This is a genomic window from Pseudomonas eucalypticola, from assembly GCF_013374995.1.
Classification (GTDB): Bacteria; Pseudomonadota; Gammaproteobacteria; order Pseudomonadales; family Pseudomonadaceae; genus Aquipseudomonas; species Aquipseudomonas eucalypticola.
Genome location: NZ_CP056030.1, coordinates 4,433,470 through 4,459,286, shown reverse-complemented (window position 1 = coordinate 4,459,286; position 25,817 = coordinate 4,433,470). Strand labels below are relative to the sequence as shown.

Here is a 25,817-nt window from a genome sequence, read left to right as displayed (position 1 = left end):
ATGGCGACGATCAAAGATGTCGCCGCGTTGGCGGGCATTTCCTACACCACGGTCTCCCATGTGTTGAACAAGACACGCCCGGTGAGCGAACCGGTGCGCCTCAAGGTCGAGGCGGCCATCGCCAGCCTGGATTACGTGCCCAGTGCCGTGGCACGCTCGCTGAAGGCGCGCAGCACGGCCACCATCGGCCTGTTGGTGCCCAACAGCATCAACCCGTATTTCGCCGAACTGGCCCGGGGTATCGAAGACTGTTGCGAGCGCAATGGTTACTGCGTGATTCTGTGCAACTCCGATGATGACCCGCAGAAACAGCGCAGCTACCTGCGCGTGCTGTTGGAGAAGCGTGTGGACGGCCTCATCGTGGCGTCCGTGGGCAAGGACGGCGACCTGCTCAGCAGCCTCGCGGCCGTGCGCACGCCCATGGTCATCGTCGACCGCAGCCTGGAGGGCGTGGAGGCGGACCTGGTGCGCATCGACCATGAGTTGGGCGGCTATCTGGCCACCCGTCACTTGCTGGAATTGGGGCACCGGGACATCGCCTGCATCAACGGCCCGGCCGACACCAGTGTGGCGCAGATGCGCCAGGCCGGTTACCACCGGGCGCTGGCTGAATTCAACGTCGAGCCCAGCGCTGGCCGCCTGGTGGAAACCGACTTCACCGGCCCCGGTGGCTACCAGGCCGCTGGTCCATTGCTCGATGGGCCCCAGCGGCCCACGGCGGTGTTCGCCGCCAACGACATGATCGGCATGGGCGTGCTGCGGGCCGCCGCCGAGCGTGGCATCAGGGTGCCAGGGGAGTTGTCGGTCATCGGCTTCGACGATATCCAGTTGTGCCGCTATGTGTACCCGGCGTTGACCACGGTGGGGCAATCCATCCGCCAGCTCGGGGAGCAGGCCGCCCAGCGGCTGCTGGCTCGCATCGGGGGCAAAGTGGGGGAAGGCGTGGCTCAGCAGATCGTCGCCCCCAGCATCGTGCTGCGTGAATCCACCGCACCGCGCACGGACCTTTTCAATGAATACCGCTGAATCAGAGTGCAGGCACATGCAAGCGAAAGTCGTGGTTGTAGGCAGTTTGAACATGGACCTGGTGGCCCGCGCGGCGCGCTTGCCGCAGCCCGGGGAGACCGTGGTGGGAACGTCGTTCGCCACGGTGCCGGGTGGCAAGGGTGCCAACCAGGCGGTGGCCGCTGCGCGCCAGGGTGCGCCGACAGCGATGATCGGCTGCGTGGGCGATGACGCCTATGGTGAGCAATTGCGCGGTGCGCTGCTGGCAGAAGGCATCGACTGCCAGGCCGTGGCGAGCGTGGCTGGGGTCAGCAGCGGCGTGGCGCTGATCGTGGTGGACGACGCCAGCCAGAACAACATTGTCATCGTCGCGGGGGGCAACGGCGAGGTCCGTCCCCAGCGGGTGCAGGACGCCGACGCGCTATTGCAGCAGGCCGAGGTCCTGGTCTGCCAGCTTGAGGTGCCCATGGACACGGTGGCCTTCGCCCTGGAGCGCGGTCGGGTCCTGGGCAAGACAGTGATCCTCAACCCGGCACCGGTCAGTGGGCCCTTGCCCGCGGCCTGGTACCGGGCGGTCGATTACCTCGTTCCCAATGAAAGCGAGGCATTCGCCCTGACCGGGGTACGCGTCGACTCCGTGGCCAGTGCCGAGCAGGCCGCCATCTACCTGCTGGCCGCTGGTGCGCGCAAGGTCATCATTACCCTGGGCGCCCTGGGCTCACTGTTCGCCGATGGCAGTGGCTTCATCCACTTCCCGGCACCGCGTGTGCAGGCCGTGGACACCACCGCCGCAGGGGATACCTTCGTCGGTGCGTTTGCCGCGGCGCTGGCCCGTGGGGAAGGGGAGCGGGAGGCCATCGCGGTTGGCCAGGTGGCCGCTGCGTTGTCGGTCACCCGTGCGGGCGCTCAGCCGTCGATTCCGTCGCTGGCCGAAGTCAGAGGTTTTGTGCAGCCATGAAGAAAACACCGTTGTTGAACATCGCTTTGTCGCGGCTTGTCGCCTCCTTGGGTCATGGAGACTTGGTCGTCATCGGTGATGCCGGTTTGCCGGTACCCCCCGGCGTGGAGCTGATCGACCTCGCACTGACCCCCGGCGTGCCGGATTTCATCGGTACCCTGCGTGTGGTGCTCAGTGAAATGCAGGTGGAGCGCCATGTACTGGCCGAAGAGATCTTCGCCAAGGCGCCGCCGGCGTTGGCGAGCCTGGAGCGTTTGAACGGGGAAGGGCTGCTGGGTGCGCGCCAGGCCATGGCGCACGAGGACTTCAAGCAACTGACCCGCCAGGCACGGGCCGTGGTGCGAACCGGCGAATGTCAGCCGTACAGCAATATCATCCTGGTGGCAGGCGTCACGTTCTGACTGTACGCACGCTGCGCGGCCGGGGTTGCGGCTTCAGCCCGAAAGGACTGAAGGCTCTGCCGGCGCAACCTTGGGCGGCGCGGCGTAATGGCCGTGCTCGCCGGCATACTTCCCGAACACCTGCTCGATGAACGACTGCGCGCCAGGGGTGCCCAGTTCCTTGACCAGCAGGTCGATGGCGATGATCGTCAGTTCCTCTGGGTTGCCCGGGCTATAGGAGCACTGGCCTTGAGGCCATTTGGCTTTGATGTCGGCGTCTACGGTTACGTTGGCCATGGTGCAGAAGCTACCTGAGCGGGAAGGGACAAGAGTGCCATCAGTAAATCACGCGCCACGATTTTTGGCACTCCTACTTAGGCATAAAGCCACGTTCGTGCCAAACTGGCGCTTATTTGCCTGGCCGGAACAACCCTGTGCGCATTGATTTGAACGACCCGACCGATTTCACCCTCGACGCTGTACGGCGATTGATTGCCGCCGGCGACAACGATGTGCACAACCAGTTGCGGGTCAGCAAGGCCGGCATTGCCTGGCTGTCCACGACGGTGGGCGGCACGGATATAGACGATTTGCGCTTCCGCCTGGAGACCTGGGCCAAAGGCTCCGGCTGCGTGGGGCCGATTGCCGCGTGCGACGACGTGTGGGTGCGCCAGATATTCAACGCCCTGCGGGAAAACTGGCCGAATCCACCGCTGGACTACATCGACGTTTATTAACATTTGGACACGATTGCCTCGCGCCGCCACGGGCAGGGTGGGGCAGACTTGTCGTTTCATGCAACCTGGCGGTCATCGAGTTGTCGCACAGGGGCAGATCTTATTTCTCACAAGGAGGCTTCATGTCCTGCATGCGTGCATCATGGGTAACCCTGCTGGCGGCGCTGACCCTGGCGGGTTGTGCGTCGAATGGCGGTGGTTCGGGTAACACGGAGTCGGCCGCGGCCAGTGCCCCGGCGGTCGCATCGGACGGTCGTTGTCATGCCGAAGCGGCGCAATTTGCCGTCGGCAAACCTGCCACTCCGCAGTTGCTGGAGCAAGCGCGTACCCGTTCGGGCTCGCAGGTGGCTCGCATTCTCAAGCCCAACGACGTCATGACCCTGGAGTACCGCTCCGACCGGCTGAACCTCAACGCCGATGGCACGGGCAACGTCACCCGAGTCAATTGCGGCTGATACCCCCGGGGGCAAACGCCAGGCACAAAAAAACCCGTCATGAAGACGGGTTTTTTCTAGCTCGGGAGATTACTCGCCGCGAACTTGAGCAGCTTGCATGCCCTTTTGGCCTTTCTCAGCCACGAACGAAACGGTCTGGCCTTCTTTCAGGCTTTTGAAACCGTCGGATTCGATAGCTTTGAAGTGTACGAACAGGTCGTCACCGCCACCTTGAGGAGTGATGAAGCCGAAGCCTTTCTCATCGTTGAACCACTTTACGGTGCCGGTTTGGCGATTAGACATGGTGTATCTCCAAGAAACATATTAAGTAGTGCTGTGCTGCTCAGGCCAACTGGGCACACGGAGGTATCATAGTCTAATTGTTCGACTGAATAGCTCTTTAGATGCGCATTTGTCTCAGCTATTTTTTCGTTCTTGCCTCGCTGACGCCGTCAGACCCTTGATTTCATTGGGTTTGGCGGCGAAATCGGGGGCAAAAAAAAGCCGAAAAAAAACACAGAATTTCACCCGTCACGACCTGGTTTCAGGCCGCGATGGGGTCCCAGGCGCACGCAGGGCACGAAAACGGGGTTATTTTTTGGTCCGGCAGCTGGCGGCCGCGTCCATCATTTTCTTCTGCAAAGCGGCCGGCACACCGTTGCTGGAGTCGGCCACCTGCTTGAGCTCGGCGGTGCTCAGCTTGGCGGTGATGGCCTTGTCGCTGCATTCGCAGGCGGTTTTGGCCTGGTCGGCAGTGGCGTGTTCGCCCGCCGATTTCTCGCATTGGGACAGGAACTGGCTTTGCGCACCCGCTGGCCACTCGCCCGCGCTGGCCAGTTGGGGCAGGGTGATCGCGGCGCAGGCGGCCAGGGACAGGAAAAGCGATTGAAGACGCATACCGTAATGCTCCTTTTGTTCAGGCTGACTCGAAGTATGGCTTGCCTCTCATCAGAGTGAAGGTCAGCGAGCAAGTTCCTGCAAGGCGTGCCCCGCCGACCACTCATCGGCCATTATCTGTGCTATTGTGAGCGCCCTCGACAGGTGCGGTTGCTCTTTTGGCAGCCGCGGTGGCGAGGTACCTTCAATATTATTCCAGTCACTCTGGTTCGGTCCCGGTTGGCCTAGCGGCTCCTGCCACTGTGAGGCAGGCATACCGCCGAATCTTGTACTGGCTCATCCCAACCCACGTGACCTTTGGTAGGGGTCACCACTAGGAGAGGAGGCGCCATGCCCATCATTACTCTTCCCGACGGCAGTCAACGTTCCTTCGACCACGCGGTATCGGTCGCCCAGGTTGCAGCCTCCATTGGCGCTGGCCTGGCCAAGGCCACCGTGGCCGGCAAGGTCAACGGCAACCTGGTCGACGCGTGCGACCTGATCGAAAACGACGCCACCCTGCAGATCATCACGCCCAAGGATGAAGAGGGGCTTGAAATCATTCGTCACTCTTGCGCCCACCTGGTCGGCCACGCGGTCAAGCAGCTGTACCCCACCGCGAAGATGGTCATCGGCCCGGTCATCGACGAAGGCTTCTATTACGACATCGCCTACGAGCGTCCTTTCACCCCGGACGACATGGCCGCCATCGAACAGCGCATGCAGCAGCTGATCGACACCGAATACGACGTGATCAAGAAGGTCACGCCGCGCGCCGAAGTCATCGAGGTGTTCAGCGCCCGTGGCGAGGACTACAAGCTGCGCCTGGTGGAGGACATGCCTGAGACCCAGAGCATGGGCCTGTACTACCACGAAGAGTACGTCGACATGTGCCGCGGCCCGCACGTGCCGAACACCCGTTTCCTGAAATCGTTCAAGCTGACCAAGCTGTCAGGTGCCTACTGGCGCGGCGATGCCAAGAACGAGCAACTGCAGCGCGTGTACGGCACCGCCTGGGCTGACAAGAAGCAACTGGCCGCGTACATCCAGCGCATCGAGGAAGCGGAAAAGCGCGACCACCGCAAGATCGGCAAGCGCCTGAACCTGTTCCACCTCCAGGAAGAAGCACCGGGCATGGTGTTCTGGCACCCGAACGGCTGGACCCTCTACCAGGTACTCGAGCAGTACATGCGCAAGGTGCAGCGCGACAACGGCTACCTGGAGATCAAGACGCCCCAGGTCGTTGACCGCAGCCTGTGGGAAAAGTCTGGCCACTGGGCCAACTACGCCGAAAACATGTTCACCACCGAGTCGGAAAACCGCGACTACGCCATCAAGCCGATGAACTGCCCTTGCCACGTGCAGGTGTTCAACCAGGGCCTGAAGAGCTACCGCGAGCTGCCGATGCGCCTGGCCGAATTCGGCGCCTGTCACCGCAACGAGCCTTCGGGCGCGCTGCACGGCATCATGCGTGTGCGTGGCTTCGTCCAGGACGACGCCCATATCTTCTGCACCGAAGAGCAGATGCAATCCGAATCGGCAGCGTTCATCAAGCTGACCATGGACGTGTATTCGGACTTCGGCTTCAAGGATATTCAGCTGAAACTGTCCACTCGTCCTGAAAAGCGTGTAGGCAGCGACGAATTGTGGGATCGTGCCGAGTCCGCTCTGGCCGCCGCGCTGGAGGCCGCTGGCCTGCCGTATGATCTGCAGCCGGGCGAGGGTGCTTTCTACGGTCCGAAAATCGAGTTTTCCCTGAAGGATTGCCTGGGTCGCGTCTGGCAGTGCGGTACGCTGCAGCTGGATTTCAACCTGCCAATCCGCCTGGGCGCCGAGTACGTGTCCGAGGACAACAGCCGCAAGCATCCGGTGATGCTGCACCGCGCCATCCTGGGTTCGTTCGAGCGTTTCGTGGGTATCCTGATCGAGCACTATGAAGGTGCGTTCCCGGCCTGGTTGGCACCCACGCAGGCGGTGATCATGAATATCACTGATAAACAAGCTGATTTTGTTCATCAGGTCGAAAAAAATCTGACGGAAAGCGGGTTTCGTGCCAAGTCCGACTTGAGAAATGAAAAGATCGGCTTTAAAATCCGCGAGCATACCTTGCTCAAGGTTCCTTATCTCCTGGTCATCGGGGACAAGGAAGTCGAGACGCAAACTGTCGCTGTGCGTACCCGTGAAGGTGCAGACCTGGGCTCCATGCCCGTCGCCCAGTTCACCGAGTTCCTCGCACAAGCGGTTTCCCGGCGTGGTCGCCAAGATTCGGAGTAATAATTATTAAGCGTGAAATGAGACAAGATAAACGAGCTGCACCGAAAGCCCCGATCAACGAGAATATCTCGGCGCGCGAGGTTCGGTTAATTGGCGCTGACGGCGAGCAGGTTGGCATCGTCTCGATTGATGAAGCGCTTCGTATCGCTGAAGAAGCGAAGCTGGATCTGGTGGAAATTTCTGCCGACGCAGTGCCTCCGGTTTGCCGAGTCATGGACTACGGCAAATCGATCTTCGAGAAGAAGAAGCAGATTGCTGCGGCGAAGAAGAACCAGAAGCAGATCCAGGTAAAAGAAATCAAGTTTCGTCCAGGGACGGAGGAAGGGGATTACCAGGTAAAACTACGCAACCTGGTACGTTTCCTTAGTGATGGGGACAGGGCCAAGATTTCCTTGAGATTTCGCGGCCGTGAGATGGCGCATCAGGAGCTGGGTATGGAACTGCTCAAGCGGGTCGAACAAGACCTGCTGGAGTACGGTTCCGTCGAACAGCATCCTAAGATGGAAGGACGCCAGCTGATCATGGTCATCGCCCCCAAGAAAAAGAAGTAACCACCAGGGCACGGCAGGCCTTGCGGTTATGTTTATCAACTGAATGCGGAGTATCCGAACATGCCAAAGATGAAAACCAAGAGTGGTGCAGCTAAGCGGTTCCTGAAAACCGCTAACGGCATCAAGCACAAGCACGCTTTCAAGAGCCACATCCTGACCAAAATGTCGACCAAGCGTAAGCGTCAACTGCGCGGTAGCAGCTTGCTGCATCCGTCGGACGTTGCAAAAGTCGAGCGCATGCTGCGCCTTCGTTAATTTCGGTCAAAGATAGAGGAAGTTACTCATGGCTCGTGTAAAGCGTGGCGTCATTGCCCGTAAGCGTCACAAAAAGATTCTGAAACTGGCTAAAGGCTACTACGGCGCGCGTTCGCGCGTATTCCGTGTCGCCAAGCAAGCGGTCATCAAGGCAGGCCAATACGCCTACCGCGACCGTCGCCAGAAGAAGCGTCAGTTCCGCGCTCTGTGGATCGCCCGTATCAACGCTGGTGCTCGTGTAAACGGTCTGTCCTACAGCCGTTTCATCGCCGGCCTGAAGAAAGCGTCCATCGAGATCGACCGTAAGGTTCTGGCTGATCTGGCAGTGAACGAAAAAGCGGCGTTTGCTGCGATTGTCGAGAAAGCTAAAGCCACTCTGGCCTAAGTACCCACGACAATCACCCGGGGCCGTCCACGGCCTCTGGTGTTAAACGTCATAAACAGGGGAAGAGCCTTCAAGCTCTTCCCCTGTTTCGTATCTGGAGTCTGTACATGGAAAACCTGGATGCGCTGGTCTCTCAAGCTCTGGAGGCCGTGCAACACGCTGAAGACATCAATGCCCTGGAGCAGATCCGGGTTCACTTCCTTGGCAAGAAGGGCGAGCTGACTCAGGTGATGAAGACCCTGGGCAACCTGCCGGCCGATGAGCGCCCCAAAGTCGGCGCGCTGATCAACGAAGCCAAGGAGCGTGTCACAGAAGTCCTCAATGCACGCAAGGCGGCCTTCGAAGAAGCCGAACTGAGTGCCAAGCTCGCGGCCGAACAGATCGACGTGACCCTGCCGGGTCGTGGTCAGGAATCGGGCGGCCTGCACCCGATCACGCGCACCCTGGAGCGGATCGAGCAGTTCTTCACCCACATCGGCTACGGCATCGCCGAAGGCCCTGAGGTCGAAGACGACTACCACAACTTCGAGGCGCTCAACATCCCAGGCCATCACCCGGCCCGGTCGATGCACGACACCTTCTATTTCAATGCGAACATGCTGCTGCGCACCCACACCTCGCCGGTGCAGGTCCGCAGCATGGAATCTTCGCAGCCGCCGATTCGCATCGTCTGCCCAGGCCGGGTATACCGCAGCGACTCGGATATCACCCACTCGCCAATGTTCCATCAGGTCGAGGGGCTGCTGATCGACCGCGACATCAACTTCGCGGACCTGAAAGGCACCATCGAGGAATTCCTGCGGGTATTCTTCGAGAAAGAGCTGGCCGTACGCTTCCGTCCTTCCTACTTCCCCTTCACCGAGCCGTCGGCTGAAGTCGACATCCAGTGCGTGATGTGCAGCGGCAAAGGCTGCCGCGTGTGCAAGCAGACGGGCTGGCTGGAAGTCATGGGCTGCGGCATGGTCCACCCCAACGTGTTGCGCATGTCCGGCATCGACCCTGAAGAGTTCCAGGGCTTTGCCTTCGGCATGGGCGCCGAGCGCCTGGCCATGCTGCGTTACGGCGTCAATGACTTGCGCCTGTTCTTCGACAACGACTTGCGCTTCCTCGCGCAATTTCGCTAAACGAATTATTAGGAGAGCAGGATGAAATTCAGTGAAAATTGGCTGCGTGGCTGGGTAAGCCCGCAGGTCGACCGTGATGAGCTGGTGGCCCGCCTGTCCATGGCTGGCCTTGAAGTGGACAGCGTCACCCCCGCGGCCGGCGCTTTCACCGGCGTGATCGTGGGCGAAGTGCTGAGCACCGAGCAACACCCCGATGCCGACAAGCTGCGCGTTTGCCAGGTCAGCAATGGCAGCGAGACCTTCCAGGTGGTGTGCGGCGCGCCTAACGTGCGCCCCGGCCTGAAGATTCCGTTCGCCACCCTGGGCGCTCAGTTGCCTGGTGACTTCAAGATCAAGAAGGCCAAGCTGCGCGGCGTCGAGTCCAACGGCATGCTGTGTTCCCAGTCCGAGCTGCAAGTGGGCGAGGGTAACGACGGCCTGATGGAATTGCCGGCCGATGCGCCGGTAGGCGAAGATTTTCGCGTGTACCTGGGCCTGGACGACGCCAGCATCGAGGTCGACCTGACCCCGAACCGCGGCGACTGCCTGTCCCTGGCGGGCCTGGCCCGTGAAGTGGGCGCGCTGTATGCGGCCCCCGTCACTCGCCCTGTAGTGCCTGCCGTGGCCGCGGTCAACGACGAAGTGCGTCCGGTCGACGTGCTGGCGCCGGCTGCTTGCCCGCGTTACCTGGGCCGCGTCATCCGCAATGTCGACCTGTCCCGGCCGACGCCGCTGTGGATGGTGGAGCGTCTGCGTCGCAGCGACGTGCGCAGCATCGATGCCGCGGTCGACATCACCAACTATGTGATGATCGAACTGGGCCAGCCGCTGCACGCCTTCGACCTGGCTGAAATCAATGGCGGCATTCGCGTGCGCATGGCCGAGGAGGGCGAGAAGCTCGTACTGCTCGACGGCCAGGAAGTTTCCCTGCGCAGCGACACCCTGGTCATCGCCGACCACACCCGTGCCCTGGCCATTGCCGGCGTCATGGGCGGCGAGCACAGCGGCGTCACCGCCAAGACCCGCGACATCTTCCTGGAAAGCGCGTTCTTCGACCAGATCGCTGTCGCTGGCAAGGCCCGTTCCTACGGCCTGCACACCGATGCTTCGCACCGCTACGAGCGTGGCGTGGACTTCAACCTGGCCCGCGAGGCCATGGAGCGCGCCACCGGCCTGCTGCTGGAAATCACCGGCGGGGAACCAGGCCCGATCATCGAGACGGTCAGCCAGGAACACCTGCCGAACGTCGCGCCGATCACCCTGCGCGCCGACCGTGTCAGCCAGATGCTGGGCATGGACATGCCGGCCGAGCAGATCGAAAGCCTGATCGCTGCCCTGGGCCTGGGTATCACCGCCGAAGGCCAAGGCCAATGGCGCGTTGAAGTACCGAGCCACCGCTTCGATATCAGCCTGGAAGTCGACCTGATCGAAGAGCTGGCGCGCCTGTACGGCTACAACCACTTGCCGGTCCGCTACCCGCAGGCCCGCCTGGCCCCCCAGGCCAAGGCCGAAGCCCGTGGCGAATTGCCGGAGCTGCGTCGCCTGCTGGTTGCCCGCGGCTACCAGGAAGCGATCACCTACAGCTTCATCGATCCGAAGTGGTTCGAGCTGTTCAACCCCGGCGTCGAGCCGCTGCTGCTGGCCAACCCGATCTCCAACGACATGGCCGCCATGCGCACCTCGTTGTGGCCGGGCCTGGTCAAGGCGCTGCAGCACAACCTCAACCGCCAGCAGACCCGCGTGCGCCTATTCGAAAGCGGCCTGCGCTTCGTCGGCCAACTGGACGGCCTGAAGCAAGAGCCTATGCTGGCGGGTGTTGTCTGCGGTTCGCGCCTGCCGGAAGGTTGGGCACAAGGCCGTGAAACCGTCGACTTCTTCGACGCCAAGGCTGACGTGGAAGCCGTGCTGGGCTTCGCCGGTGCCCTGGAGCAATTCAGCTTCGAGCCTGGCAAGCACCCGGCGCTGCACCCGGGCCAAACCGCGAAAATCGTTCGCGATGGTCGTGAAGTCGGCTACCTGGGCGCCTTGCACCCTGAGCTGGTCAAGGCCTTGGGCCTGGACCGCGTCGTGTTCGTCTTCGAGCTGTTGCTGGCTGAAGTGGCCGAAGGTCGCCTGCCGAAATTCCAGGAGCTGTCGAGGTTCCCGGAAGTGCGTCGTGACCTGGCTTTGGTCGCGGATCGTGATGTAGCGTCGAGCGCGGTACTCCAGGTAATTCGTGAAAATGCAGGCGAGTGGCTCACGGACCTCAGCCTTTTTGACGTCTACCAGGGTAAAGGCATTGATCCCAATAGAAAAAGCCTTGCAGTTGGCTTGACCTGGCAGCATCCATCGCGCACTCTTAATGACGATGAGGTGAATGCCACGACCCAAGCTATCCTCACCTCGCTCGAACAAAGGTTGAATGCCACGTTAAGGAAGTAGCGCATGGGGGCTCTGACGAAAGCTGAGATGGCCGAGCGTCTTTACGAAGAGCTGGGCCTGAACAAACGCGAGGCCAAGGAATTGGTCGAGCTGTTTTTCGAGGAAATCAGGCACGCTCTGGAAGACAACGAGCAGGTCAAGCTGTCCGGTTTCGGCAACTTCGACCTGCGCGACAAACGCCAGCGTCCAGGCCGTAACCCGAAAACGGGTGAAGAAATCCCGATCACGGCTCGCCGTGTGGTCACCTTTCGTCCAGGGCAGAAGTTGAAGGCCCGAGTTGAGGCATATGCTGGAACCAAGTCATAACGACGAGCTTCCGCCGATTCCTGGCAAACGCTACTTCACTATTGGTGAGGTCAGTGAACTTTGCGCTGTAAAGCCCCACGTACTTCGGTACTGGGAGCAGGAATTCCCCCAGCTCAACCCGGTCAAGCGCCGCGGAAACCGCCGGTATTACCAGCGCCAGGACGTGCTGATGATCCGGCAGATCCGCGCCTTGCTATACGACCAGGGCTTCACCATTGGCGGCGCGCGGTTGCGCTTGTCCAGCGATGAGGCCAAGGACGACACCACCCAGTACAAGCAACTGATTCGTCAGATGATCTCGGAACTGGAAGACGTCCTGGTGGTACTCAAAAAGTAGCAAATCAGCTTAAGAAAATACTTCCACTTTTCAAAAGCTTGCGGTATATTCTTAATCGTTCCTTTCAACAAGGAACGGGCTTCACGCAACAAGATTCACGCCTAGTCGGGGCGTAGCGCAGTCCGGTAGCGCACTAGCATGGGGTGCTAGGGGTCGAGTGTTCGAATCACTCCGTCCCGACCATATTTTCATAAGGGGATCAGTCACTTACGGTGCTGATCCCCTTTGTCGTTTCTGGCTTGCGCAAAGCCCGCGCAAAACTGGCGCAAAACGAACGGTAAAACTTCGTCCGACCGGAGGGCTGCATGGTCAACGTTGAGTTCAGCGAAAAGCACGACGAGCGATTCGAAAAGCACTTTTCGTCACAGATGGATGACATAACACTCATCTTAAAATGCCACTTGTTGCTTGAAGAGATGCTTCGCGATTTTTGCTCAGAGATGGTCCCCCAGCCCCAGTTTTTGAAAGACTCGCGTTTTACATTTGCGCAGATTTTGGATCTATCCCGCGCTTTGTACCCAGCGGACATAAAGCTCGGAAGTATGGCGGACCTCTGGTCAGTCTGCGAAAAGATCAATCGAATCCGCAACATGATGGCTCATGCACTTGATCCGGACTCCTCCAAACTAGAAAGTTACAAGGCCAGTATCATTGAAGCTATCAGGCTGCGAGGGAAGGGGAACACCTCCTCCTTGGAGTTCGCGGGATGCCTTACATACGTCTTGGGTGCGTTTAGCCTCATCCTGCAAGTAGGTGTTACGCACAAAAATGGCGAAGATTTTCGGGATATTCCCCGGAAGTAGTTATGAACCTATGACTTCGCTGATATCTAGATCAGGCACAGCGTCTGACCAAATCACATCGGCGTGATCCTTCTGATAGTTTTTCGTCATCTCTTCGCTGGCGTGGCCGGCGATCTTCTGGCCATCCTTGCCCGCTTTTTTATACAGGTGCAGGGATAGTGCTCGCACCTCGTGGAAGCCCGGCATCTCTTCGTCGGACCAGTCCGCGTAACATCCCGCATTCTCCCGGGCAGCCTTAAATGCCCGCGTCAGATATCGCTCCTCGATCTTGGTCCAGTGCTCCTTCGTTTGCGCCTGTTTCTGTTTCAGGCGATCCGGCCGGCGGTGCACCAGGAAGGGCGATGCCACATTGTCCCGGCAACGGCTGATCACAGCCTGCAGCTCGGGTGTCACCCGGAACCGAATCCAGGCTGCGTCGCTGGCTTTGGCCGTCTTCTGCTGGACGACATACAAGAACCCGTCCCGCACATCCTCAAACTTCATATCCAGAATGTCTGTCCGCCGCTGGGCGGTGATCAGGGCTAGGTCGATGGCGTTTTTGAGCCATGCTGGCGCTTTCGCCCTGATGGCCTTCAACCCTTCCTCGGTGTGGCGCTTGCGCTGCTTCTTCTCAATTCGGTTGATGGTGCTCGCCGCAGGGTTGTCCGGGCACAGACCCTTTGATGCGGCGTGGTTGAAGATGTCGACCAGCAGCGCCCGGCATTGGTTTGCCGTGCGCGGCGTCAGTGCGTCCAGCATCTCCGCAATCATCCGAATGGTGATTTGGTCAACGGCCTTACCCTCGAAGGCCTTGCGGAAGCGCCGGAAGTGCACGGCGTACAGTCCCAAGGTACCTTTTGCCAGCTCTCGCTCGGGCAGGATCTTGGATTCGTAAAGGTCCAGGAAGGCTGTGAACAGGTCGGAAGTTTCGCCCAGCACGGCACCGACCAGGTCGGCACCTTTGAGGAACGCCAGGTTCAGTTGCTTCGCGGCGTCGATAGCTTTGAGTCGGTCAGTGCCGAATTGAAACCACTTTCCGTCCGTGGGGCGCCGGTAACGGAAGGTGCCGCGGCGCTCATCGACGTACAGGTTCTGGGGAAGACCCCGGTTTGATTTGTTGCGTGGGCGCGGCGCCATTACGCGGCTCCTTTCAATACCATCGCGATCAGGTCGTTACCGTCAGCTTTCGTGAAGGCCGCCCAGTCAACGTACCAGAGCTTGCCGATTTGTTCGCCTGGGATCAGGCCATTACGGATGTGGTTGCGGATGGCTTGCGAGCACTGCGGGGTGCCATTTGGGCCCCAGCGCCGCCGGCGAAACTCGCTGATCTTGATCAGTTCTCGCTTCATGGATACCTCTGGGTCGCCGCCCTATGGCGGCAGAAGGGGTTATTCGGTGGCTTTGGCTATCGTGGCTTCGAAGCGCGCGGCCAGGGTGGCGTTGACCTCGGCCTTCGCGGTGCTGTCGTCGGTGCCCTTGGCGCGGTGCAGGGTTTCGTAGCGGCGTAGGGTGGTGGCCGCTTCTTGCAGGTCGGCCAGCAGGTCTGGCGCGGCGGCGATCAGCTTGGCGTTGGCTTTTGTCTGGTCGCCGTTGAACCACTCGCCGGAATCGCTCGACTCATCCTCGTCAATGACCATCACGTTGCAGATGCCTATCTGCTCATGTCGATTGACTGGAGAGACGTAGATGGGGGTCTTATCGGTCGACTCCACAAACCAAGGTCCTGGCGTGTGCTTAATTTCAGGCATGATTGATCCTTCCCGCCGAACCCCGGCAGGCAGTAGAGAGTGGGTGAGGGGGGGCGCGGTCAGCGGTTGCGCTCAGCGCTTCATGAAGGTGATCCAGTGCGTTTTTTCACGCTTACCGGACTTGTGGCCAAACAGCGGCTTTTCATCGGTCAGGGCCAGCAGTTCGCTGACCATCACCTGGGTCTCGTTCCATTTGAAGATCAGGATTCCCTCGGGCTCCAGAACCCTGAAACATTCCGCGAAGCCGCGGCGGATATCGTCCTTCCAGTCTGGGGTCAGCAGGCCGTATTTTGCGCGCATCCAGCTGTCGACGCCGGCGCGGGTCAGGTGCGGAGGATCAAAAACGACCAGGCGGAAGGTTGAAGCCTCAAAGGGTAATTGCCGGAAGTCCATCAGCACATCCGGCTCAACCTTCAACACTCGGCCGTCGCAGAGTAGGTGCTGCTCATCGCGGATATCACCAAACAGCGCGCGCTGGTCCTGCTTGTCGAACCACATCATCCGGCTGGCGCTGCAGGGGTCGAGGACTTTCACCGCGCTCGTCATGCCGCCGCCCATCCCCGCAGGTACCAGCGCCAAGCGGTATTCAGCTCCCGATGCTCGTAGCTGCCATTTCTCATCCGCTGGCTCACTATCCATTCAAGGGTGCACCGGTTGTCCTGGGCGTAGGCCTGTTCGAATTTCTCGCGCTCGGTCATGGCGTCACCCGCTTGAACTCGACGACCCAGACCCATGGGTTGGCATCCCAGGCGCTGGGGCCGTTGATGGACTTCCATAGCTCGGCGAACATGGCCTGCGGCATCGAGGCGCCAGGCGGAACCGTCAGCTTAACGCCGATGGCACCAGGCCCAACGCCGCATCCCTCCGCCACGCACTGCTCGTCGCTGATGGCCTGCAGGCGCTCCACGCGCACGTTGGTAATCTCCAGCAGGATGCGGCTGACCCAGCGCGGCATGTGGATGCTTGGCTTCCAGATCGGCTGCTCTTGCTCATATGGCTCCAGTCCGTCGGCCGCATACACCAGTTCGCCGTCGGCCCGCGACTGACCAAGGTCGATCATGTCGGCTGGCTGCAGGTATGGGCCGCGCTGTACTTCGATGTGATCGCAGTACCAGGTCTCGCGCACCCACAGCCGGTCCCCGGGCCTGCCGTAGGTGCAACACTGCGAAGCGGCCAGCGCTGCGGCACAGGCATCGGCATCTGCGCCAGATACCCCAAAACCGTAGCGCGGGTGCTTCTGAGCGACCGCGAACCAGGTGCCATCTTCCATCAACTCGGGTTGCTGGTATGGCTTCACCGGTCGCCGCGTCACTGTCTTCTGCCCGGCCAGGATGGCGCGCACCATGGGCGCCGAGAACAGGATGGGGCGTTCCTTGGGCTGGTTCATGGCAGTTCATCCCCGATGATCAGTTGGCACGGGCCTTGGCGAACTTTAGCGAGTTGCGCCTGCAGTTCATCAATCCGCTGATCCGCCTCGTTCAGGCGCTGCTGAAGTGCGGCCTCGCGCGCCTGGCCCCGCTTCAGGCCAAGCGCGTAGCTCGCATCCTGGAAGGCCATCACCTGCTCGTTGTTGGGCTCGTCCAAGGCGATGAACGCCGCGTGGAGGCGATCGATCTCCGTCTGGTCGTCGGGCTGGCATGCTGGCGCTGGGGGACGCTGCTCTGGCGCGACCCCTTGCAGCATGGCCACGCCAGTTCGCAGGTGCTGGCGCGCCTTGGCATGGTTCAGTTCATGGGCGGTGGCCTTGCGCACCGATACCAGGGGGCCGTCCGGGTGGCGCCGCATCACCCAGTTGCAGAAGTCACTTGCCTGATCGAGCAACACGTAGTGCACCCTATCGTCGCAGGCGACCAGGTCGCGCGCCTGGGGCTCGTAGAATTGTCCGGTCATCTATCTGTCCTCTGCGCCTGCCTCAGCAGGCTGTGATAGGGGGGGTGGAATACAGATGTACTCCTTGCGCGTCACGCCGCTTTTGATTGGCTTACCGCGGTGCGCCATGGGTCATTGGCCCGGGCCAGAGCAGCCATGGGCGGCGGGCTCACGCTGTTGCCGCACATGTGCACCTGCTGGGTCTTGGTGAACGGTTTGCCGTCAGCGCCCTTGTCGATCTGGTAGCTGGCAGGGAAGCCCTGGGCCTTGTACAGCTCGTGTGGCTGCAGCATCCGCAGGCAGATATCGACGATCACGTAGGGCGTGCCCTTGATGTGCACGGTGACCAGGGCCAGGCGGTCCTTGGTGGTCACCGTCGGCGCGGGTTGGTCGCAGCCGCTGGTGTTCTCGGTGCCGTAGTAGCTCACCAAGAACGCGGCCACCCGCAGGGCGCCTTCTTCATGCTCAGGCGAAAGCGTGTACTCGACCAGGGCATGGTGCTCGGCGCCGGCTGTCATGGTGGGCACTGGCTCGTTCATGGCGCGGCCCACGCAGTTTTTGCGCAGCGTGGCCAGGCTGGCGCTCACGAGCTGCTGCTGGCTACCCGTGTTGGTCACCGTGGTCATGGGCTCGTCCATGCCCTTGGCGTGGGTGGCATTGAAGCCGCCGTTCATCTGGGCCATGAAGGCCGTGACCAGCGCATGCTTCGCGCCGCCGGCGACGACCGTGCCAAGTGGTTGATCCAGGCCGGGCACGCGCGGCTGCTGGCCGGCGCGCTCGCCGTAGCCGGTTTGGATCAGCGTAGGGCTGATCAAGGTCAGCTCGCCGCGATTGGCGCAGGTGACGGTCGGCAGGGGCTCAGCCGGGTCGTTCACACGGTCGCTGCCCTGGTGGGTGGCTGGCGCGATGACCGGGCTGACCATAGCGAACGACCCGCCGCGCGGCCAGGCTGTCACAGTGCGCAGCGGCTCCTGCGCCGACTGGGCCAGGGTGCCCGACCAGTTCGCGATCGGCACAATGAACGGGGCTGGGTTGTCGAGTACGAACTTCTTCATGCCCTTGGCTACACGGCGCAAAGTGGCAGACTCCAGATCCTTTTTGCGGCCGAAGATGCTTCGGCTCGGGACCGACCAATCGATACACTCGGCCGCGGTGCGCCACTTCTGCTGGCCTTTCACCGGGTTCTTAGCGTGGGTCGGCTCTGGCCACACGATGGGCTGGCCGTCGCACCGAGCGATCATGAACAAGCGCTCGCGGCTGGTGGGCGCGCCGAAGTCGCAGGCCTTGATGATGCGCCACTCGACCTTGTAGCCCAGGCCTTCCAGCAGGGACACGAACCTGCGCCAGGTCGTGCCGCGGCGTTTCGGGTCTGGCACCAGGAACTGGTTGTGCACCGGCACCAACTCACCAGGAGCAGCAACACGATTGATCGTCGCTTTCGGCTTGGTTGGGTGCGGAATTCTGTCGAGGGTCATCACGCGGCCGGTGGCCTTGTCACGCTTGGCGATCAGCGGGCCCCACTGCAGGATCTGCTTCACGTTCTCCAGGCTGATCACCCGGGGCTTCTTCTTGCCGGCCCACTTGCAGCCGATCCACGAGAGGTTGCGGATCTCGCGCTTGCGCGGCTGGCCGCCGGCGGCCTGGCTGTGGTGGGTGCAGTCGGGCGACATGTGGAACCAGCCCACGGCCCGGCCGCCGCATTCCTCGTCCGGGTCACCCTCGAACACGTCGGTGGTGAAGTGGCGGGCGGCCGGGTGGTTAGCGGTGTGCATGCTTATGGCCGCGGCGCTGTGGTTCTTGGCTACGGCCACCGGCCGGCCCAGGCCCATCTCCAGGCCGGTACCGGCCCCGCCGCCACCACAGAAGAAGTCGACCACGATCTCATCGTCTTGCGGGTCGAAGCCAAGGCCGTACTGGGTTTTGAAGTCGAGCGGGTGTTTCTTGAATGAGGTCATGGGCATTCCTTTCGGACAGCCGCCCGCCTGCCGAGGCGCGGTGGCTTGGGTTTGGTATGTGGTTCGGGTGAGGTAGACTGAGCTTTTGCCAAGGAGATACTTCGAATGGAACTCAAATCCCCCAACAAAAACATCCGCTTTGTGGGCGTGGCCGGCGTTATTGCCGGGATCGCGCTGATGTCTCTCGGACATTCAGCGTTCGGTACATCCATTCTTGGTGGTGGCGTCGTCTTTCTGTTGCTTCCCCTTTTCCGGACGAATTAAGTGCCCGCCTGCCGGTGGCTGGCCGAGGTGGCGATATAGGGGAGGGTGGTATATTCCTTAAGGCCCGGTAATAAGCCGGGCAGAGGAGCAGAAATCATGAGTAAAGATCTTTCAATTGGGCCGGCACGGAGCCTGCAGGTCGCCAAAAATGCTGCACTTGATGCGGTAGACGAATACTTCGAGAGCAACTGGCCGCTCGACACAGAAGAGAAGTACGCACGGCTCTTGGAGCTTGAAGCCATTGCTCGTGCTGAAAACGACAAATTTCTTGAATTTATTCGGCCTAAGGGCCCTGGGGTTAACTGATCACGATGTAGAGGCCGCGGCTGGCTCGGCCAGGGCCTGCTGCACCGCATCGATGATGCGTTCGAGGTAGTCGTAGTCGGGGTTTGGCTCTGTAGCGTCGTTGTTCGACGCCAAGTGCCACCACTCATCACCGAAGAGCTTGTGCATCAGTTCGCTGTGCGCAAAGTGGAGGTGGTCGATGGATGACGAATCCCTCAGATCTTCTGCCTCGTCGTAAAGCTCGCGCGCTTCGTCCCGGTCATAGCAGAACGTTCTGCGCTCCTTCAGCACCTGGCGCCGCGCCTTTTCGGCAAGCGCTTCACCACTGAACCGCCGCGAGCGCATCTGAGAATCGAAATAGCCGATGATGTAGCTCGCATTCAGCTCGCGGAAGAACTGGCCGACGTTCATGCCGTCCCACATTCCACCCCAGAACGCGGTCCAGCTTTTACCCCAGCAGCTAACGGTGATCTTGCCGCGCTTGGGCCCAAGGTCTTCGAGGAAGACCGTGATAGGGTCCAAGTTCACGGCGCCGGTGATGTACAGCTTGGTCACAGTCGAGGTTTCGACCTTCATGGCAATCTCCATTGCATGCGCCGCCCCCAATGTCGATGGTGGCGCTTCGATGCTTGTTGGGGTAAAAGAGATGTCCGGCATGGAGCCGGAAGGAGCTTCAGTTGATATGAAAAAAAATGATTTTTCGTGGCGTCCAGTAGCGCTTGCTATCCTGTCGATTTTTGCTGTGTGCGGCATATATGTTGCATATTATTTTTTCTTGTATTCAGGGTATTCCAATAGTGTTGACAAAGACGGAGCGTTGATAGGTGTTCGGGCTGGGACATTTGGTGATGCTTTTGGGACCTTAAATGCACTGTTTTCTGGGCTGGCTTTTTCAGGCTTTTTGATAACTTTGCTAATGCAGCGGAGGGATATATCGGATAGTCAAGTTGAAAACTCCAAGCGTCAGGTGGAAGCTCAGTTTTATAATGTTTTGAAACTGCAGCAGTCAGTCGTTGCAGAATTTGACCTGCAACGAACTCAAATGCACGTGGTGACAAATCAGAGTGTTCAGATAGTTACTCGAGGGAGAGACTGCTTTCAATCTTGGTTGAAGATTTTAAATCGATCCTATGCGAATGCTTTATCCTCCACTCGTGAAGATAGACTGCGAGAAGCTTATCGAGAGCTATGGGATAAGCATAGAGGTGATTTGAGTTTATACTTTAGGAGTTTGTACAGCTTATTTAAGTTTATTTCAAGAAGTGAGCATACTGATAAGAAGGTGTTAGGTGGTATAGCCAGGTCCTTTATTTCGGACTATGAGCTTGTGGTGTTGTTCTATAATTGTTTGATGCCTAATGGTGAGAAGTTTAATGAATATGCTTGCGAGTTTGCGGTTTTTGATAACTTAGATGTTTCTCTTTTGCTTGATGTTGAGGACGTTTTACGAATGAAAATCGAAGCTTTCGGTGATAACTCCGAGGCAATAAAGATATTTCAGACGTCCAAAACTATACAGTGAGACTCACGGCGACACATATCACCTTGTGCGCTTGAGCTGGTCGGTCAGCTGTGTGGGCAGACCGCGCAGGGTGAGGGTACCACCGGCCTGGTCGAACTCGACTTTGGTGCCCAATAAGTGGGATTCGAAGCTGATCAACAGGCCCTCGGCGCGGCCGGTGAAGCGGCGGAACTGGTTGATGGTGCGCTTGTCGATGGGCAGCTCGGGTGACAGGCCGTAGGCCGCGGCGCGGGCGAAATCGGCGAAGGCCTTGGGGTTGTCTTCGTCGATCACCTCGGACAGCTCGTCGAGCGTGGCCAGGCCGCCGATTTTGGTTTGGGTGGTGGCGTAGTCCAGCAGGGTCAGGGTCTTCTCGCGGGTCGCCTCGGCGTCCATATCTTCCGCCTCAACGAAGTCGGTGAAGGCCTTGAGCAGGGTGCGGGTTTCGCCGGGGCCGTCAACGCCCTCCTGGCAGCCGATAAAGTCTTGGAAGTAGCTGAAGAACTTTTTGCCTCCCTTGCCCTTGATGAACGAGATGTACTGTCGAGATTTGGCGTTGTTCTGCCACTCGCTCAGGTTGATCCGGGCTGCCAGGGTGACGGTTCTGGCGTCCAGGCTGCGAGTGCTGATCATGCGCAGCTGATCGTCCACAGAGACCGTCTCGACCTGCTGCAGCATCGCGATTGTAAGGTAGTCCGTCATGCCCTGCTGGTACTGGGCGAACAGCACGTGACCGCCGGCGCTGAGGTTCGACTCTTCGAGCAGCTTGCACAGGTACTCGGTGGCGTCGCGGGAGAACTCGACAAAGGTTTGGCTGCCGGCCAGGTGCTGGGCCAACCAGCCGCAGAGTGGGTACGCGTCGGATTCAGGATGGAAAAGCCCCCAGCCCTTGCCCTGCTTGGCGTTGTACGAGTCGTTGAAGTCCTGCAGCAGCGTCTCGCAGGCCTGCGATTCCGGCAGGGCCTGGTCGGCCAGGTGGAGCATCGCCGGGCTACCGTCCGGCTTTTTGTCGATCTGGTGGATGATCATGTGGCGGATTGGCATAGCAGTTACCTCGGGTAGGCGCCACCTCCGGGGCCGGATGGTGGCATTTTAATTGGGGTTGGTGTTTGATAAATGATCGGTAGAAGCTGAAGGAAAAACGCTTTGAAGCAGATTGGAGATTGGGTCGTTCTTGGAATGGTTGTCATCGGTGCGTTCTTGGCAGGACTTGTGTGGCGTCCTTTGCTTGTAAAGGTCACAGATACCAAGGACTACCTTGAAATGCTGAGTTTCGTAGCGACGGTCATCGCTTGCGGGGTCGCTATCAACGCTCTAACCGCTTGGAAAAAACAGTTTCATTATGCGGAGCGGTTTAAGTCTTTGAAGGAACTCAAAGACGCATCCCTCGGGCTTCACTCTTTCCGGGGATACCTGCAAAAACTCGGACAACGCTGTATGTACCTACAGATGCACCAGAACATCCTTTCGGAAGAGATGGAGCTAGAAGTCGACGCCGCCAGAGAAAAGTGGCTCAAGGATCTGGATGCATATAATAAGGCCTGGGGGACTGCTGCAGCCTTCATGACGGATGCCGAGCGAAAGAGCTTTCCAGGGCCTGCGCCATTGTTCGTGAAATATTCGCTGCAGTGGCCACTTAAAATAGTCGCTCTCTATTCAGATAATCCTGGGCCGGATGGCTTCTCGATATTTACTGATGGCCATAGGGAATACATTGAAGAGGCACGGCGCATTTATGCTCTAACGGTCTCATCTTTGGAACTCAAGCTACGCGAGACCCGTTGAATACTGAGAAAATAGAATGGTGGGCGCCTCCACGTCATCTCCCGGATCCTTCTGAATCATCAGCAGGCTCTTCCGCTCAAACGCCAGCGCCACTTTTCGCGATAGTGCTATTTAGTGGCGCGGCGGTTCCAGCAACGGCAGCGCACCGATCGGGCCCAGCGCATGCAAGTGATGAATCATCAACGTCATCGCCTCGCCCTGTTCCTCGATGCCGGCCCAGGCCATCAGTTCAGTCAGGGCCTGCTTGGTGCCTGGGCGTACCTTCAGCCGTAGATCTTCTTCTGCAGCTTGGCCGCCTTCTGGCGCCGGCGACCGTCCCGCTCCTGTGGTGTCAAAGCCATGCACGGCCTCCGTCAGTCCGCTAGGCGGCAAATGAATTTGCATCGGGCGCCGCCGCTGCTGCGCTCTGTTCTTGTGCTTCAAGCTGTAATTCCATGTCCATGTCGTTCCAGCCCGCCGTCCACCAGGACCACTTGCGGGTCAGGTAGCCGAACGGGCAGGCGTATTTGCTGGTGTGGTCTTGGCGGCCAGATCGACCCTCGTAGTACACAGGGTCGATGTACTCGCGCCTGTTCACGCCTTCGCCTTCTTGTTCCGCTGGCGCATGGGCACCTTGGGGAAGTTGATGGCGTACTCGCTGAGCAGGCGGTGAAATTTCTCGTAGCTCATGCCGATCTGGTTACGGGCCTGGGCCCTATTGAGGCCCACATCCCGCAGCGCGCAGATGCGCTCAACCATGATTGCGTCGCCGTCCCGGTAGGAAGGGTTGGTGGTATACCCGCGCTTGAACTTGAAGCCGCCGCGGGCTGCCATGCGCTCCAGGTGCTTCTGGCTCAGGTGGAAGGTTTTCGCCGCCTCTGTGATGGTCATGGATTCAGCGCTGGCGGAGACCTTCTCCTCCAAGGAGGGGCAGAGAGCGATGCTCTTGCCGCCCTGAGTGCGCCCGTTGAAGGCCGTCTCCAGATCAAGGTTGCGCGCTTCGACTGGAAGCACGGTCAATACTTTGGATTTGCTTTCGAAGTCGGCCACAGCCTGGGCAAGCCAGGCGCGGTCGGCGTCCTTCGCGCGGACGCTGCTTAGTTCGAGGCTGATCATGCTGCCACCTGCTCCAGGGTTACCCCCGGCATGCTGAATTCGGTACCTTTCGCTTCCACGATGGCGTCGAGAGCGCCCCAGTTGACGGTCAGAACGGCGATAGGCACCTGGCCGGCGGCGACTGCTTGCACCAATGCTTCCAGGTCGGTTACCCGGGCTTCGAGCTTTGTCGGCTTCGGTGCGACCTTGGCGGACGGTGCGACCTGGCGCACTGGCGCAGCGGAGGGCTTGACCGGTTCCGCTACGGCGGCTGGCGCGGGCGCAGGCTTCGCGGCTGCGGCAGCAAGTTTCGCCGCTTCTTCCTGGCGGATGGCCTCGCGCTGCTTTTCCAGCCGCTCTTCTTCAGCCTTCTGGTGCTCGTCGATGCGCACCTTGATCAGAGCGACCAGGTCGTCATTGGCCTTCATGACCAGTTGCTGCAGGTCGTTGAACAGGAACAGGTGATCTTTCGCCAGCGTGTCCAGGCTCTGCAGATTGGCGCGGATACTGTCGCCAATCTGGCTGGCTTCGATCTTCGCGCGGGCCAGTTCGGTATCTGCTGCGTCGCGCAGGCCTTTGATGCCTTTCTTGCCCTTGATGACGCCGGCGAAGTCGGCCGGTACCGCTGGCATGCGGACCCTGCCGGCGAACGAGGCGTTGATCTTCTCGACGTGTTCGTGCAGGGCCTTTGCGGCGGTAATCACGATCTCGTCGCGGATGGCGACCTTGCGGGCTTTCACCAGCTTCTCGAGCTCCAGGCGCTTGGCGCGGACCTGCTCGCTGATCTGATCGATGGTGCGGAACAGCAGGTCGATCGACTCGGTTTGGCTGAGCGCATGCTGCTTCGCGGCAGCCAGCCGCGATTCTGCTTCGCCGCACCATTTGACCGTCTTGTCCGCGTCAGCGAAGTGCTGGTCGGTCTGCAGGTCGGTGTTGATGGCGCCGATCACGGCCAGGGAGTGGGCCTTGAACTGCTCGAGGTTGCTGGCGGTGACCATGCCGGTCACTTCAATGCGCAGCGCTGGCAGGCTTTCCGGTGCCGTTCCGACGACCTCTGCGACGACCTCGACGACCTGGTGGTTGGCCAGATCCTGCTCGAACTGCTTCCACCCCTCGATCAGCTGCTCGGCGCGGCCCGGCACAGCTCGGTACTCCATATGGACGAAGTTTTCCGGGGTGCCGTCCGAGCAGACGAAGATCACGCGCTCTGCCGCACCGACCAGCAATTGCTGCTCGAGCTGCCAGTAGTAGTGGGGTTCCAGTTCGCCGGCGCGCACCTGGGCAACCAGGCTCTCATTCCACAGCTTGTGCTCGAACAGCGTATCGCCAAGCATCGTCGCGCCGTCCATTGAGGCCAGAAGGTTGCCCTCAGTGGCCACGATAGGAAACAGGTCTTCACCAACGAGATCCTCAGCCAATGGGCGAGCCTGAGCCTCAGTGACGTGGCCACGATCAAAGATTCGCTGCAGCTGAGCGGTGACTTCCGGCACGATGCCGGTTTTCTTGGCGTTCAGCAGTTCAGTGCGCGACTGATACTTCGAAGCACCCATCATGGCCGGCGCTTCGGATGCGGTGTTGTATTTGGCGCGGAGGGCGTGCCATTCGGCCGAGCCTTGGGTTACGTGATGAATTTTCATGCGGTTTCCCCTTCGATGGGCTTGAGCTGGTTAATGGCGGTGATCTGCTCAGCGGTAAGTGAGTACTTGCTGCTGACCTTGGCAATAAGGTGTTCTGGCGAAGACCGCCCGGCCTCGACCATCCCGCGCCATGTCGGCAGGCTTTCGGTGAACTTGTCGTTGGGGTAGGGAGGTAGCTGTTCCGCAGCAGGCTCAGGCTGGCGCTGCACATGGACCTCGCGGGGGCCTTCATCGAAGACCTTGCCCTCCATCTCATCGGCGGTGGGCGCCGATCCGACCTCGGGGAAAGCCTTGCGTAGCGCCTGGGCCTCCGCGCATTTCGCCAGCTGGGCGTATGAGCGCTTCTTCCACATGGCGTTGGGCGCCGCAGTGTCCTTGCTGGACGTGGCGTAGTTCTCCAGCCACCGCTCGTTGGCGGTGTACTCAGCGACCAAGCCGTTGCTCATTTGGCGCTTCACGGTCACTCGGCACCACTCCGGGTAGGTGACCTCGACGCCGCCCAGGGTTGCAGTGATCGGGGGCCCATATTCGGGCTCACTGATCCCGGCATACTGGCCGGTGCGTGCCGCCTGGATACGGTACAGGCCAATGCCGGGCATCACCGTGTCGACCATCCCGCGACCTTTTTGAAAGATCGGAACGATGTGCACCGGCTTCAGCATCGGGTCGAGCTGAGCGGCCTTGCAGTAGGCCAGCACCATGACGACCGAGTTGTGCGCGGCGCCAGGGTAGAGGCTTCCGCTGAGCACCTGGACCAGCGTTTCTTCGGATACGGCCGGCATGTGCTCGGCCTGCTTGATTAATGCGCTCACGGCAAATCCTCGCGCTCCATGCGGGGCGCTGCGATAGATAGGGGAAGGGGGTTACTTGACGTTGTAGGCGTAGCAGAACCAGA

34 protein-coding genes, 1 tRNA gene and 1 pseudogene are annotated in these 25,817 nt (G+C 60.2%); 19 read left to right on the top strand and 17 right to left on the bottom strand.

Annotated elements, in window-relative coordinates:
* The 3 genes from HWQ56_RS19720 to rbsD are packed head-to-tail and all read left to right on the top strand — an operon-like array spanning window position 1 to window position 2,364.
* Window positions 1–1,026, top strand: a complete 1,026-nt coding sequence (locus tag HWQ56_RS19720) for a LacI family DNA-binding transcriptional regulator (protein ID WP_158155802.1) — start codon at window positions 1–3, stop codon at window positions 1,024–1,026.
* Window positions 1,027–1,042: 16 nt separating this feature from the next.
* Window positions 1,043–1,963 carry a ribokinase gene (gene rbsK / locus HWQ56_RS19715; protein ID WP_176571571.1) on the top strand — a complete coding sequence of 307 codons (921 nt, stop codon included), beginning with the start codon at window positions 1,043–1,045 and terminating at the stop codon, window positions 1,961–1,963.
* Entirely contained in the window at window positions 1,960–2,364 is a 405-nt protein-coding gene (rbsD, locus tag HWQ56_RS19710) for a D-ribose pyranase (RefSeq protein ID WP_158155799.1), read from the top strand. Before rbsK ends, rbsD begins: the two co-directional genes overlap by 4 nt.
* Before the next feature lie 33 nt (window positions 2,365–2,397).
* Here rbsD and HWQ56_RS19705 read toward each other — a convergent pair whose 3' ends face one another.
* Window positions 2,398–2,640, bottom strand: coding sequence for a hypothetical protein (locus HWQ56_RS19705; RefSeq protein ID WP_158155797.1), 243 nt, complete (start codon window positions 2,638–2,640; stop codon window positions 2,398–2,400).
* Window positions 2,641–2,777: 137 nt separating this feature from the next.
* Between HWQ56_RS19705 and HWQ56_RS19700 the strand changes: the two genes are divergently transcribed.
* A complete protein-coding gene (locus HWQ56_RS19700; RefSeq protein WP_158155795.1) occupies window positions 2,778–3,080 on the top strand; it encodes a hypothetical protein in 303 nt (100 codons plus the stop codon).
* A gap of 122 nt (window positions 3,081–3,202) precedes the next feature.
* A complete protein-coding gene (locus tag HWQ56_RS19695; protein WP_158155793.1) occupies window positions 3,203–3,535 on the top strand; it encodes an I78 family peptidase inhibitor in 333 nt (110 codons plus the stop codon).
* A 69-nt stretch (window positions 3,536–3,604) separates the two neighbouring features.
* On the opposite strand, the gene HWQ56_RS19690 is transcribed toward HWQ56_RS19695, so the two are convergent.
* Together HWQ56_RS19690 and HWQ56_RS19685 are read right to left on the bottom strand one after the other, a co-directional pair.
* On the bottom strand, window positions 3,605–3,817 hold the full coding sequence (locus tag HWQ56_RS19690) for a cold-shock protein (protein ID WP_003234260.1): 213 nt from the start codon (window positions 3,815–3,817) through the stop codon (window positions 3,605–3,607).
* A 288-nt stretch (window positions 3,818–4,105) separates the two neighbouring features.
* Entirely contained in the window at window positions 4,106–4,411 is a 306-nt protein-coding gene (locus tag HWQ56_RS19685; protein ID WP_176571570.1) for a hypothetical protein, read from the bottom strand.
* A 330-nt stretch (window positions 4,412–4,741) separates the two neighbouring features.
* On the opposite strand from HWQ56_RS19685, the gene thrS reads away from it, so the two are divergent.
* The 10 genes from thrS to HWQ56_RS19635 all read left to right on the top strand — a co-directional run bounded on the left by thrS (window position 4,742) and on the right by HWQ56_RS19635 (window position 12,825).
* The gene (gene thrS, locus HWQ56_RS19680; RefSeq protein WP_158155789.1) at window positions 4,742–6,664 is read left to right on the top strand and encodes a threonine--tRNA ligase; all 1,923 of its coding nucleotides are present in this window, start codon (window positions 4,742–4,744) and stop codon (window positions 6,662–6,664) included.
* Entirely contained in the window at window positions 6,664–7,215 is a 552-nt protein-coding gene (gene infC / locus HWQ56_RS19675) for a translation initiation factor IF-3 (RefSeq protein ID WP_176572446.1), read from the top strand. The genes thrS and infC overlap by 1 nt, the downstream gene beginning before the upstream one ends.
* Before the next feature lie 60 nt (window positions 7,216–7,275).
* Window positions 7,276–7,470 carry a 50S ribosomal protein L35 gene (rpmI, locus tag HWQ56_RS19670; protein ID WP_002553160.1) on the top strand — a complete coding sequence of 65 codons (195 nt, stop codon included), beginning with the start codon at window positions 7,276–7,278 and terminating at the stop codon, window positions 7,468–7,470.
* 28 nt (window positions 7,471–7,498) lie between these two features.
* Window positions 7,499–7,855: a 50S ribosomal protein L20 gene (rplT, locus tag HWQ56_RS19665; protein ID WP_002553161.1), complete on the top strand. Its 357-nt coding sequence runs from the start codon at window positions 7,499–7,501 to the stop codon at window positions 7,853–7,855.
* Between the two features lie 107 nt (window positions 7,856–7,962).
* A complete protein-coding gene (gene pheS, locus HWQ56_RS19660; RefSeq protein WP_176571569.1) occupies window positions 7,963–8,979 on the top strand; it encodes a phenylalanine--tRNA ligase subunit alpha in 1,017 nt (338 codons plus the stop codon).
* A 21-nt stretch (window positions 8,980–9,000) separates the two neighbouring features.
* Entirely contained in the window at window positions 9,001–11,379 is a 2,379-nt protein-coding gene (gene pheT, locus HWQ56_RS19655; protein ID WP_176571568.1) for a phenylalanine--tRNA ligase subunit beta, read from the top strand.
* A gap of 3 nt (window positions 11,380–11,382) precedes the next feature.
* Window positions 11,383–11,685 (top strand): integration host factor subunit alpha, encoded by a 303-nt coding sequence (ihfA, locus tag HWQ56_RS19650; protein WP_002553164.1) that lies wholly within the window; start codon window positions 11,383–11,385, stop codon window positions 11,683–11,685.
* Entirely contained in the window at window positions 11,666–12,022 is a 357-nt protein-coding gene (locus tag HWQ56_RS19645; protein ID WP_158155781.1) for a MerR family transcriptional regulator, read from the top strand. Before ihfA ends, HWQ56_RS19645 begins: the two co-directional genes overlap by 20 nt.
* A gap of 106 nt (window positions 12,023–12,128) precedes the next feature.
* A tRNA-Pro gene (locus HWQ56_RS19640) sits at window positions 12,129–12,205 on the top strand.
* 122 nt (window positions 12,206–12,327) lie between these two features.
* Window positions 12,328–12,825: a hypothetical protein gene (locus HWQ56_RS19635; RefSeq protein ID WP_176571567.1), complete on the top strand. Its 498-nt coding sequence runs from the start codon at window positions 12,328–12,330 to the stop codon at window positions 12,823–12,825.
* On the opposite strand, the gene HWQ56_RS19630 is transcribed toward HWQ56_RS19635, so the two are convergent.
* The 7 genes from HWQ56_RS19630 to HWQ56_RS19600 form a co-directional block, all read right to left on the bottom strand.
* Complete coding sequence (locus HWQ56_RS19630) at window positions 12,826–13,941, bottom strand: tyrosine-type recombinase/integrase (protein ID WP_176571566.1); 1,116 nt, start codon at window positions 13,939–13,941, stop codon at window positions 12,826–12,828.
* Window positions 13,941–14,153 (bottom strand): hypothetical protein, encoded by a 213-nt coding sequence (locus tag HWQ56_RS19625; protein ID WP_176571565.1) that lies wholly within the window; start codon window positions 14,151–14,153, stop codon window positions 13,941–13,943. Before HWQ56_RS19625 ends, HWQ56_RS19630 begins: the two co-directional genes overlap by 1 nt.
* Window positions 14,154–14,192: 39 nt before the next feature.
* Window positions 14,193–14,552 carry a hypothetical protein gene (locus HWQ56_RS19620; RefSeq protein ID WP_176571564.1) on the bottom strand — a complete coding sequence of 120 codons (360 nt, stop codon included), beginning with the start codon at window positions 14,550–14,552 and terminating at the stop codon, window positions 14,193–14,195.
* Window positions 14,553–14,624: 72 nt separating this feature from the next.
* Window positions 14,625–15,098, bottom strand: a complete 474-nt coding sequence (locus tag HWQ56_RS19615) for a class I SAM-dependent methyltransferase (RefSeq protein WP_176572445.1) — start codon at window positions 15,096–15,098, stop codon at window positions 14,625–14,627.
* 148 nt (window positions 15,099–15,246) lie between these two features.
* Entirely contained in the window at window positions 15,247–15,939 is a 693-nt protein-coding gene (locus HWQ56_RS19610; protein WP_176571563.1) for an ASCH domain-containing protein, read from the bottom strand.
* Window positions 15,936–16,442, bottom strand: coding sequence for a hypothetical protein (locus tag HWQ56_RS19605; protein ID WP_176571562.1), 507 nt, complete (start codon window positions 16,440–16,442; stop codon window positions 15,936–15,938). Before HWQ56_RS19605 ends, HWQ56_RS19610 begins: the two co-directional genes overlap by 4 nt.
* A 71-nt stretch (window positions 16,443–16,513) precedes the next feature.
* Window positions 16,514–18,376 carry a DNA cytosine methyltransferase gene (locus HWQ56_RS19600; protein ID WP_176571561.1) on the bottom strand — a complete coding sequence of 621 codons (1,863 nt, stop codon included), beginning with the start codon at window positions 18,374–18,376 and terminating at the stop codon, window positions 16,514–16,516.
* 105 nt (window positions 18,377–18,481) lie between these two features.
* On the opposite strand from HWQ56_RS19600, the gene HWQ56_RS19595 reads away from it, so the two are divergent.
* Both HWQ56_RS19595 and HWQ56_RS19590 read left to right on the top strand, forming a co-directional pair.
* Entirely contained in the window at window positions 18,482–18,640 is a 159-nt protein-coding gene (locus HWQ56_RS19595; RefSeq protein ID WP_176571560.1) for a hypothetical protein, read from the top strand.
* A 96-nt stretch (window positions 18,641–18,736) separates the two neighbouring features.
* The gene (locus tag HWQ56_RS19590; protein WP_176571559.1) at window positions 18,737–18,946 is read left to right on the top strand and encodes a hypothetical protein; all 210 of its coding nucleotides are present in this window, start codon (window positions 18,737–18,739) and stop codon (window positions 18,944–18,946) included.
* On the opposite strand, the gene HWQ56_RS19585 is transcribed toward HWQ56_RS19590, so the two are convergent.
* Window positions 18,947–19,501 carry a phiTE_072 family protein gene (locus tag HWQ56_RS19585; protein WP_176571558.1) on the bottom strand — a complete coding sequence of 185 codons (555 nt, stop codon included), beginning with the start codon at window positions 19,499–19,501 and terminating at the stop codon, window positions 18,947–18,949.
* Here HWQ56_RS19585 and HWQ56_RS19580 point away from each other — a divergent pair.
* Complete coding sequence (locus tag HWQ56_RS19580; RefSeq protein WP_176571557.1) at window positions 19,500–20,447, top strand: putative phage abortive infection protein; 948 nt, start codon at window positions 19,500–19,502, stop codon at window positions 20,445–20,447. The two genes, HWQ56_RS19585 and HWQ56_RS19580, sit on opposite strands and share 2 nt — an antisense overlap.
* An 18-nt stretch (window positions 20,448–20,465) precedes the next feature.
* Here HWQ56_RS19580 and yejK read toward each other — a convergent pair whose 3' ends face one another.
* Entirely contained in the window at window positions 20,466–21,470 is a 1,005-nt protein-coding gene (gene yejK, locus HWQ56_RS19575) for a nucleoid-associated protein YejK (RefSeq protein ID WP_176571556.1), read from the bottom strand.
* 102 nt (window positions 21,471–21,572) lie between these two features.
* Between yejK and HWQ56_RS19570 the strand changes: the two genes are divergently transcribed.
* Complete coding sequence (locus HWQ56_RS19570) at window positions 21,573–22,211, top strand: hypothetical protein (RefSeq protein WP_176571555.1); 639 nt, start codon at window positions 21,573–21,575, stop codon at window positions 22,209–22,211.
* Here HWQ56_RS19570 and HWQ56_RS19565 read toward each other — a convergent pair.
* The 5 genes and pseudogenes from HWQ56_RS19565 to bet all read right to left on the bottom strand — a co-directional run bounded on the left by HWQ56_RS19565 (window position 22,194) and on the right by bet (window position 25,722).
* Window positions 22,194–22,552, bottom strand: a pseudogene (locus HWQ56_RS19565) (hypothetical protein). The gene HWQ56_RS19570 and the pseudogene HWQ56_RS19565 overlap by 18 nt on opposite strands.
* Window positions 22,553–22,572: 20 nt before the next feature.
* Complete coding sequence (locus tag HWQ56_RS19560) at window positions 22,573–22,788, bottom strand: hypothetical protein (RefSeq protein ID WP_176571554.1); 216 nt, start codon at window positions 22,786–22,788, stop codon at window positions 22,573–22,575.
* The gene (locus HWQ56_RS19555; RefSeq protein ID WP_176571553.1) at window positions 22,785–23,306 is read right to left on the bottom strand and encodes a MerR family transcriptional regulator; all 522 of its coding nucleotides are present in this window, start codon (window positions 23,304–23,306) and stop codon (window positions 22,785–22,787) included. Before HWQ56_RS19555 ends, HWQ56_RS19560 begins: the two co-directional genes overlap by 4 nt.
* On the bottom strand, window positions 23,303–24,922 hold the full coding sequence (locus tag HWQ56_RS19550) for a YqaJ viral recombinase family protein (protein ID WP_176571552.1): 1,620 nt from the start codon (window positions 24,920–24,922) through the stop codon (window positions 23,303–23,305). The genes HWQ56_RS19555 and HWQ56_RS19550 overlap by 4 nt, the downstream gene beginning before the upstream one ends.
* Entirely contained in the window at window positions 24,919–25,722 is an 804-nt protein-coding gene (gene bet / locus HWQ56_RS19545) for a phage recombination protein Bet (protein ID WP_209008727.1), read from the bottom strand. The genes HWQ56_RS19550 and bet overlap by 4 nt, the downstream gene beginning before the upstream one ends.
* Window positions 25,723–25,817 lie beyond the last annotated feature (95 nt).

Bases quoted from the DNA above. Each gene is read 5' to 3' on its own strand.
- HWQ56_RS19720 (WP_158155802.1), top strand. From the start codon at position 1: ATGGCGACGATCAAAGATGTCGCCGCGTTGGCGGGCATTTCCTACACC.
- rbsK (WP_176571571.1), top strand. From the start codon at position 1,043: ATGCAAGCGAAAGTCGTGGTTGTAGGCAGTTTGAACATGGACCTGGTG.
- rbsD (WP_158155799.1), top strand. From the start codon at position 1,960: ATGAAGAAAACACCGTTGTTGAACATCGCTTTGTCGCGGCTTGTCGCC.
- HWQ56_RS19705 (WP_158155797.1), bottom strand. From the start codon at position 2,640: ATGGCCAACGTAACCGTAGACGCCGACATCAAAGCCAAATGGCCTCAA.
- HWQ56_RS19695 (WP_158155793.1), top strand. From the start codon at position 3,203: ATGTCCTGCATGCGTGCATCATGGGTAACCCTGCTGGCGGCGCTGACC.
- HWQ56_RS19690 (WP_003234260.1), bottom strand. From the start codon at position 3,817: ATGTCTAATCGCCAAACCGGCACCGTAAAGTGGTTCAACGATGAGAAA.
- HWQ56_RS19685 (WP_176571570.1), bottom strand. From the start codon at position 4,411: ATGCGTCTTCAATCGCTTTTCCTGTCCCTGGCCGCCTGCGCCGCGATC.
- thrS (WP_158155789.1), top strand. From the start codon at position 4,742: ATGCCCATCATTACTCTTCCCGACGGCAGTCAACGTTCCTTCGACCAC.
- rpmI (WP_002553160.1), top strand. From the start codon at position 7,276: ATGCCAAAGATGAAAACCAAGAGTGGTGCAGCTAAGCGGTTCCTGAAA.
- rplT (WP_002553161.1), top strand. From the start codon at position 7,499: ATGGCTCGTGTAAAGCGTGGCGTCATTGCCCGTAAGCGTCACAAAAAG.
- pheS (WP_176571569.1), top strand. From the start codon at position 7,963: ATGGAAAACCTGGATGCGCTGGTCTCTCAAGCTCTGGAGGCCGTGCAA.
- pheT (WP_176571568.1), top strand. From the start codon at position 9,001: ATGAAATTCAGTGAAAATTGGCTGCGTGGCTGGGTAAGCCCGCAGGTC.
- ihfA (WP_002553164.1), top strand. From the start codon at position 11,383: ATGGGGGCTCTGACGAAAGCTGAGATGGCCGAGCGTCTTTACGAAGAG.
- HWQ56_RS19645 (WP_158155781.1), top strand. From the start codon at position 11,666: ATGCTGGAACCAAGTCATAACGACGAGCTTCCGCCGATTCCTGGCAAA.
- HWQ56_RS19635 (WP_176571567.1), top strand. From the start codon at position 12,328: ATGGTCAACGTTGAGTTCAGCGAAAAGCACGACGAGCGATTCGAAAAG.
- HWQ56_RS19630 (WP_176571566.1), bottom strand. From the start codon at position 13,941: ATGGCGCCGCGCCCACGCAACAAATCAAACCGGGGTCTTCCCCAGAAC.
- HWQ56_RS19625 (WP_176571565.1), bottom strand. From the start codon at position 14,153: ATGAAGCGAGAACTGATCAAGATCAGCGAGTTTCGCCGGCGGCGCTGG.
- HWQ56_RS19620 (WP_176571564.1), bottom strand. From the start codon at position 14,552: ATGCCTGAAATTAAGCACACGCCAGGACCTTGGTTTGTGGAGTCGACC.
- HWQ56_RS19615 (WP_176572445.1), bottom strand. From the start codon at position 15,098: ATGACGAGCGCGGTGAAAGTCCTCGACCCCTGCAGCGCCAGCCGGATG.
- HWQ56_RS19610 (WP_176571563.1), bottom strand. From the start codon at position 15,939: ATGAACCAGCCCAAGGAACGCCCCATCCTGTTCTCGGCGCCCATGGTG.
- HWQ56_RS19605 (WP_176571562.1), bottom strand. From the start codon at position 16,442: ATGACCGGACAATTCTACGAGCCCCAGGCGCGCGACCTGGTCGCCTGC.
- HWQ56_RS19600 (WP_176571561.1), bottom strand. From the start codon at position 18,376: ATGACCTCATTCAAGAAACACCCGCTCGACTTCAAAACCCAGTACGGC.
- HWQ56_RS19595 (WP_176571560.1), top strand. From the start codon at position 18,482: ATGGAACTCAAATCCCCCAACAAAAACATCCGCTTTGTGGGCGTGGCC.
- HWQ56_RS19590 (WP_176571559.1), top strand. From the start codon at position 18,737: ATGAGTAAAGATCTTTCAATTGGGCCGGCACGGAGCCTGCAGGTCGCC.
- HWQ56_RS19580 (WP_176571557.1), top strand. From the start codon at position 19,500: ATGGCAATCTCCATTGCATGCGCCGCCCCCAATGTCGATGGTGGCGCT.
- HWQ56_RS19585 (WP_176571558.1), bottom strand. From the start codon at position 19,501: ATGAAGGTCGAAACCTCGACTGTGACCAAGCTGTACATCACCGGCGCC.
- yejK (WP_176571556.1), bottom strand. From the start codon at position 21,470: ATGCCAATCCGCCACATGATCATCCACCAGATCGACAAAAAGCCGGAC.
- HWQ56_RS19555 (WP_176571553.1), bottom strand. From the start codon at position 23,306: ATGATCAGCCTCGAACTAAGCAGCGTCCGCGCGAAGGACGCCGACCGC.
- HWQ56_RS19550 (WP_176571552.1), bottom strand. From the start codon at position 24,922: ATGAAAATTCATCACGTAACCCAAGGCTCGGCCGAATGGCACGCCCTC.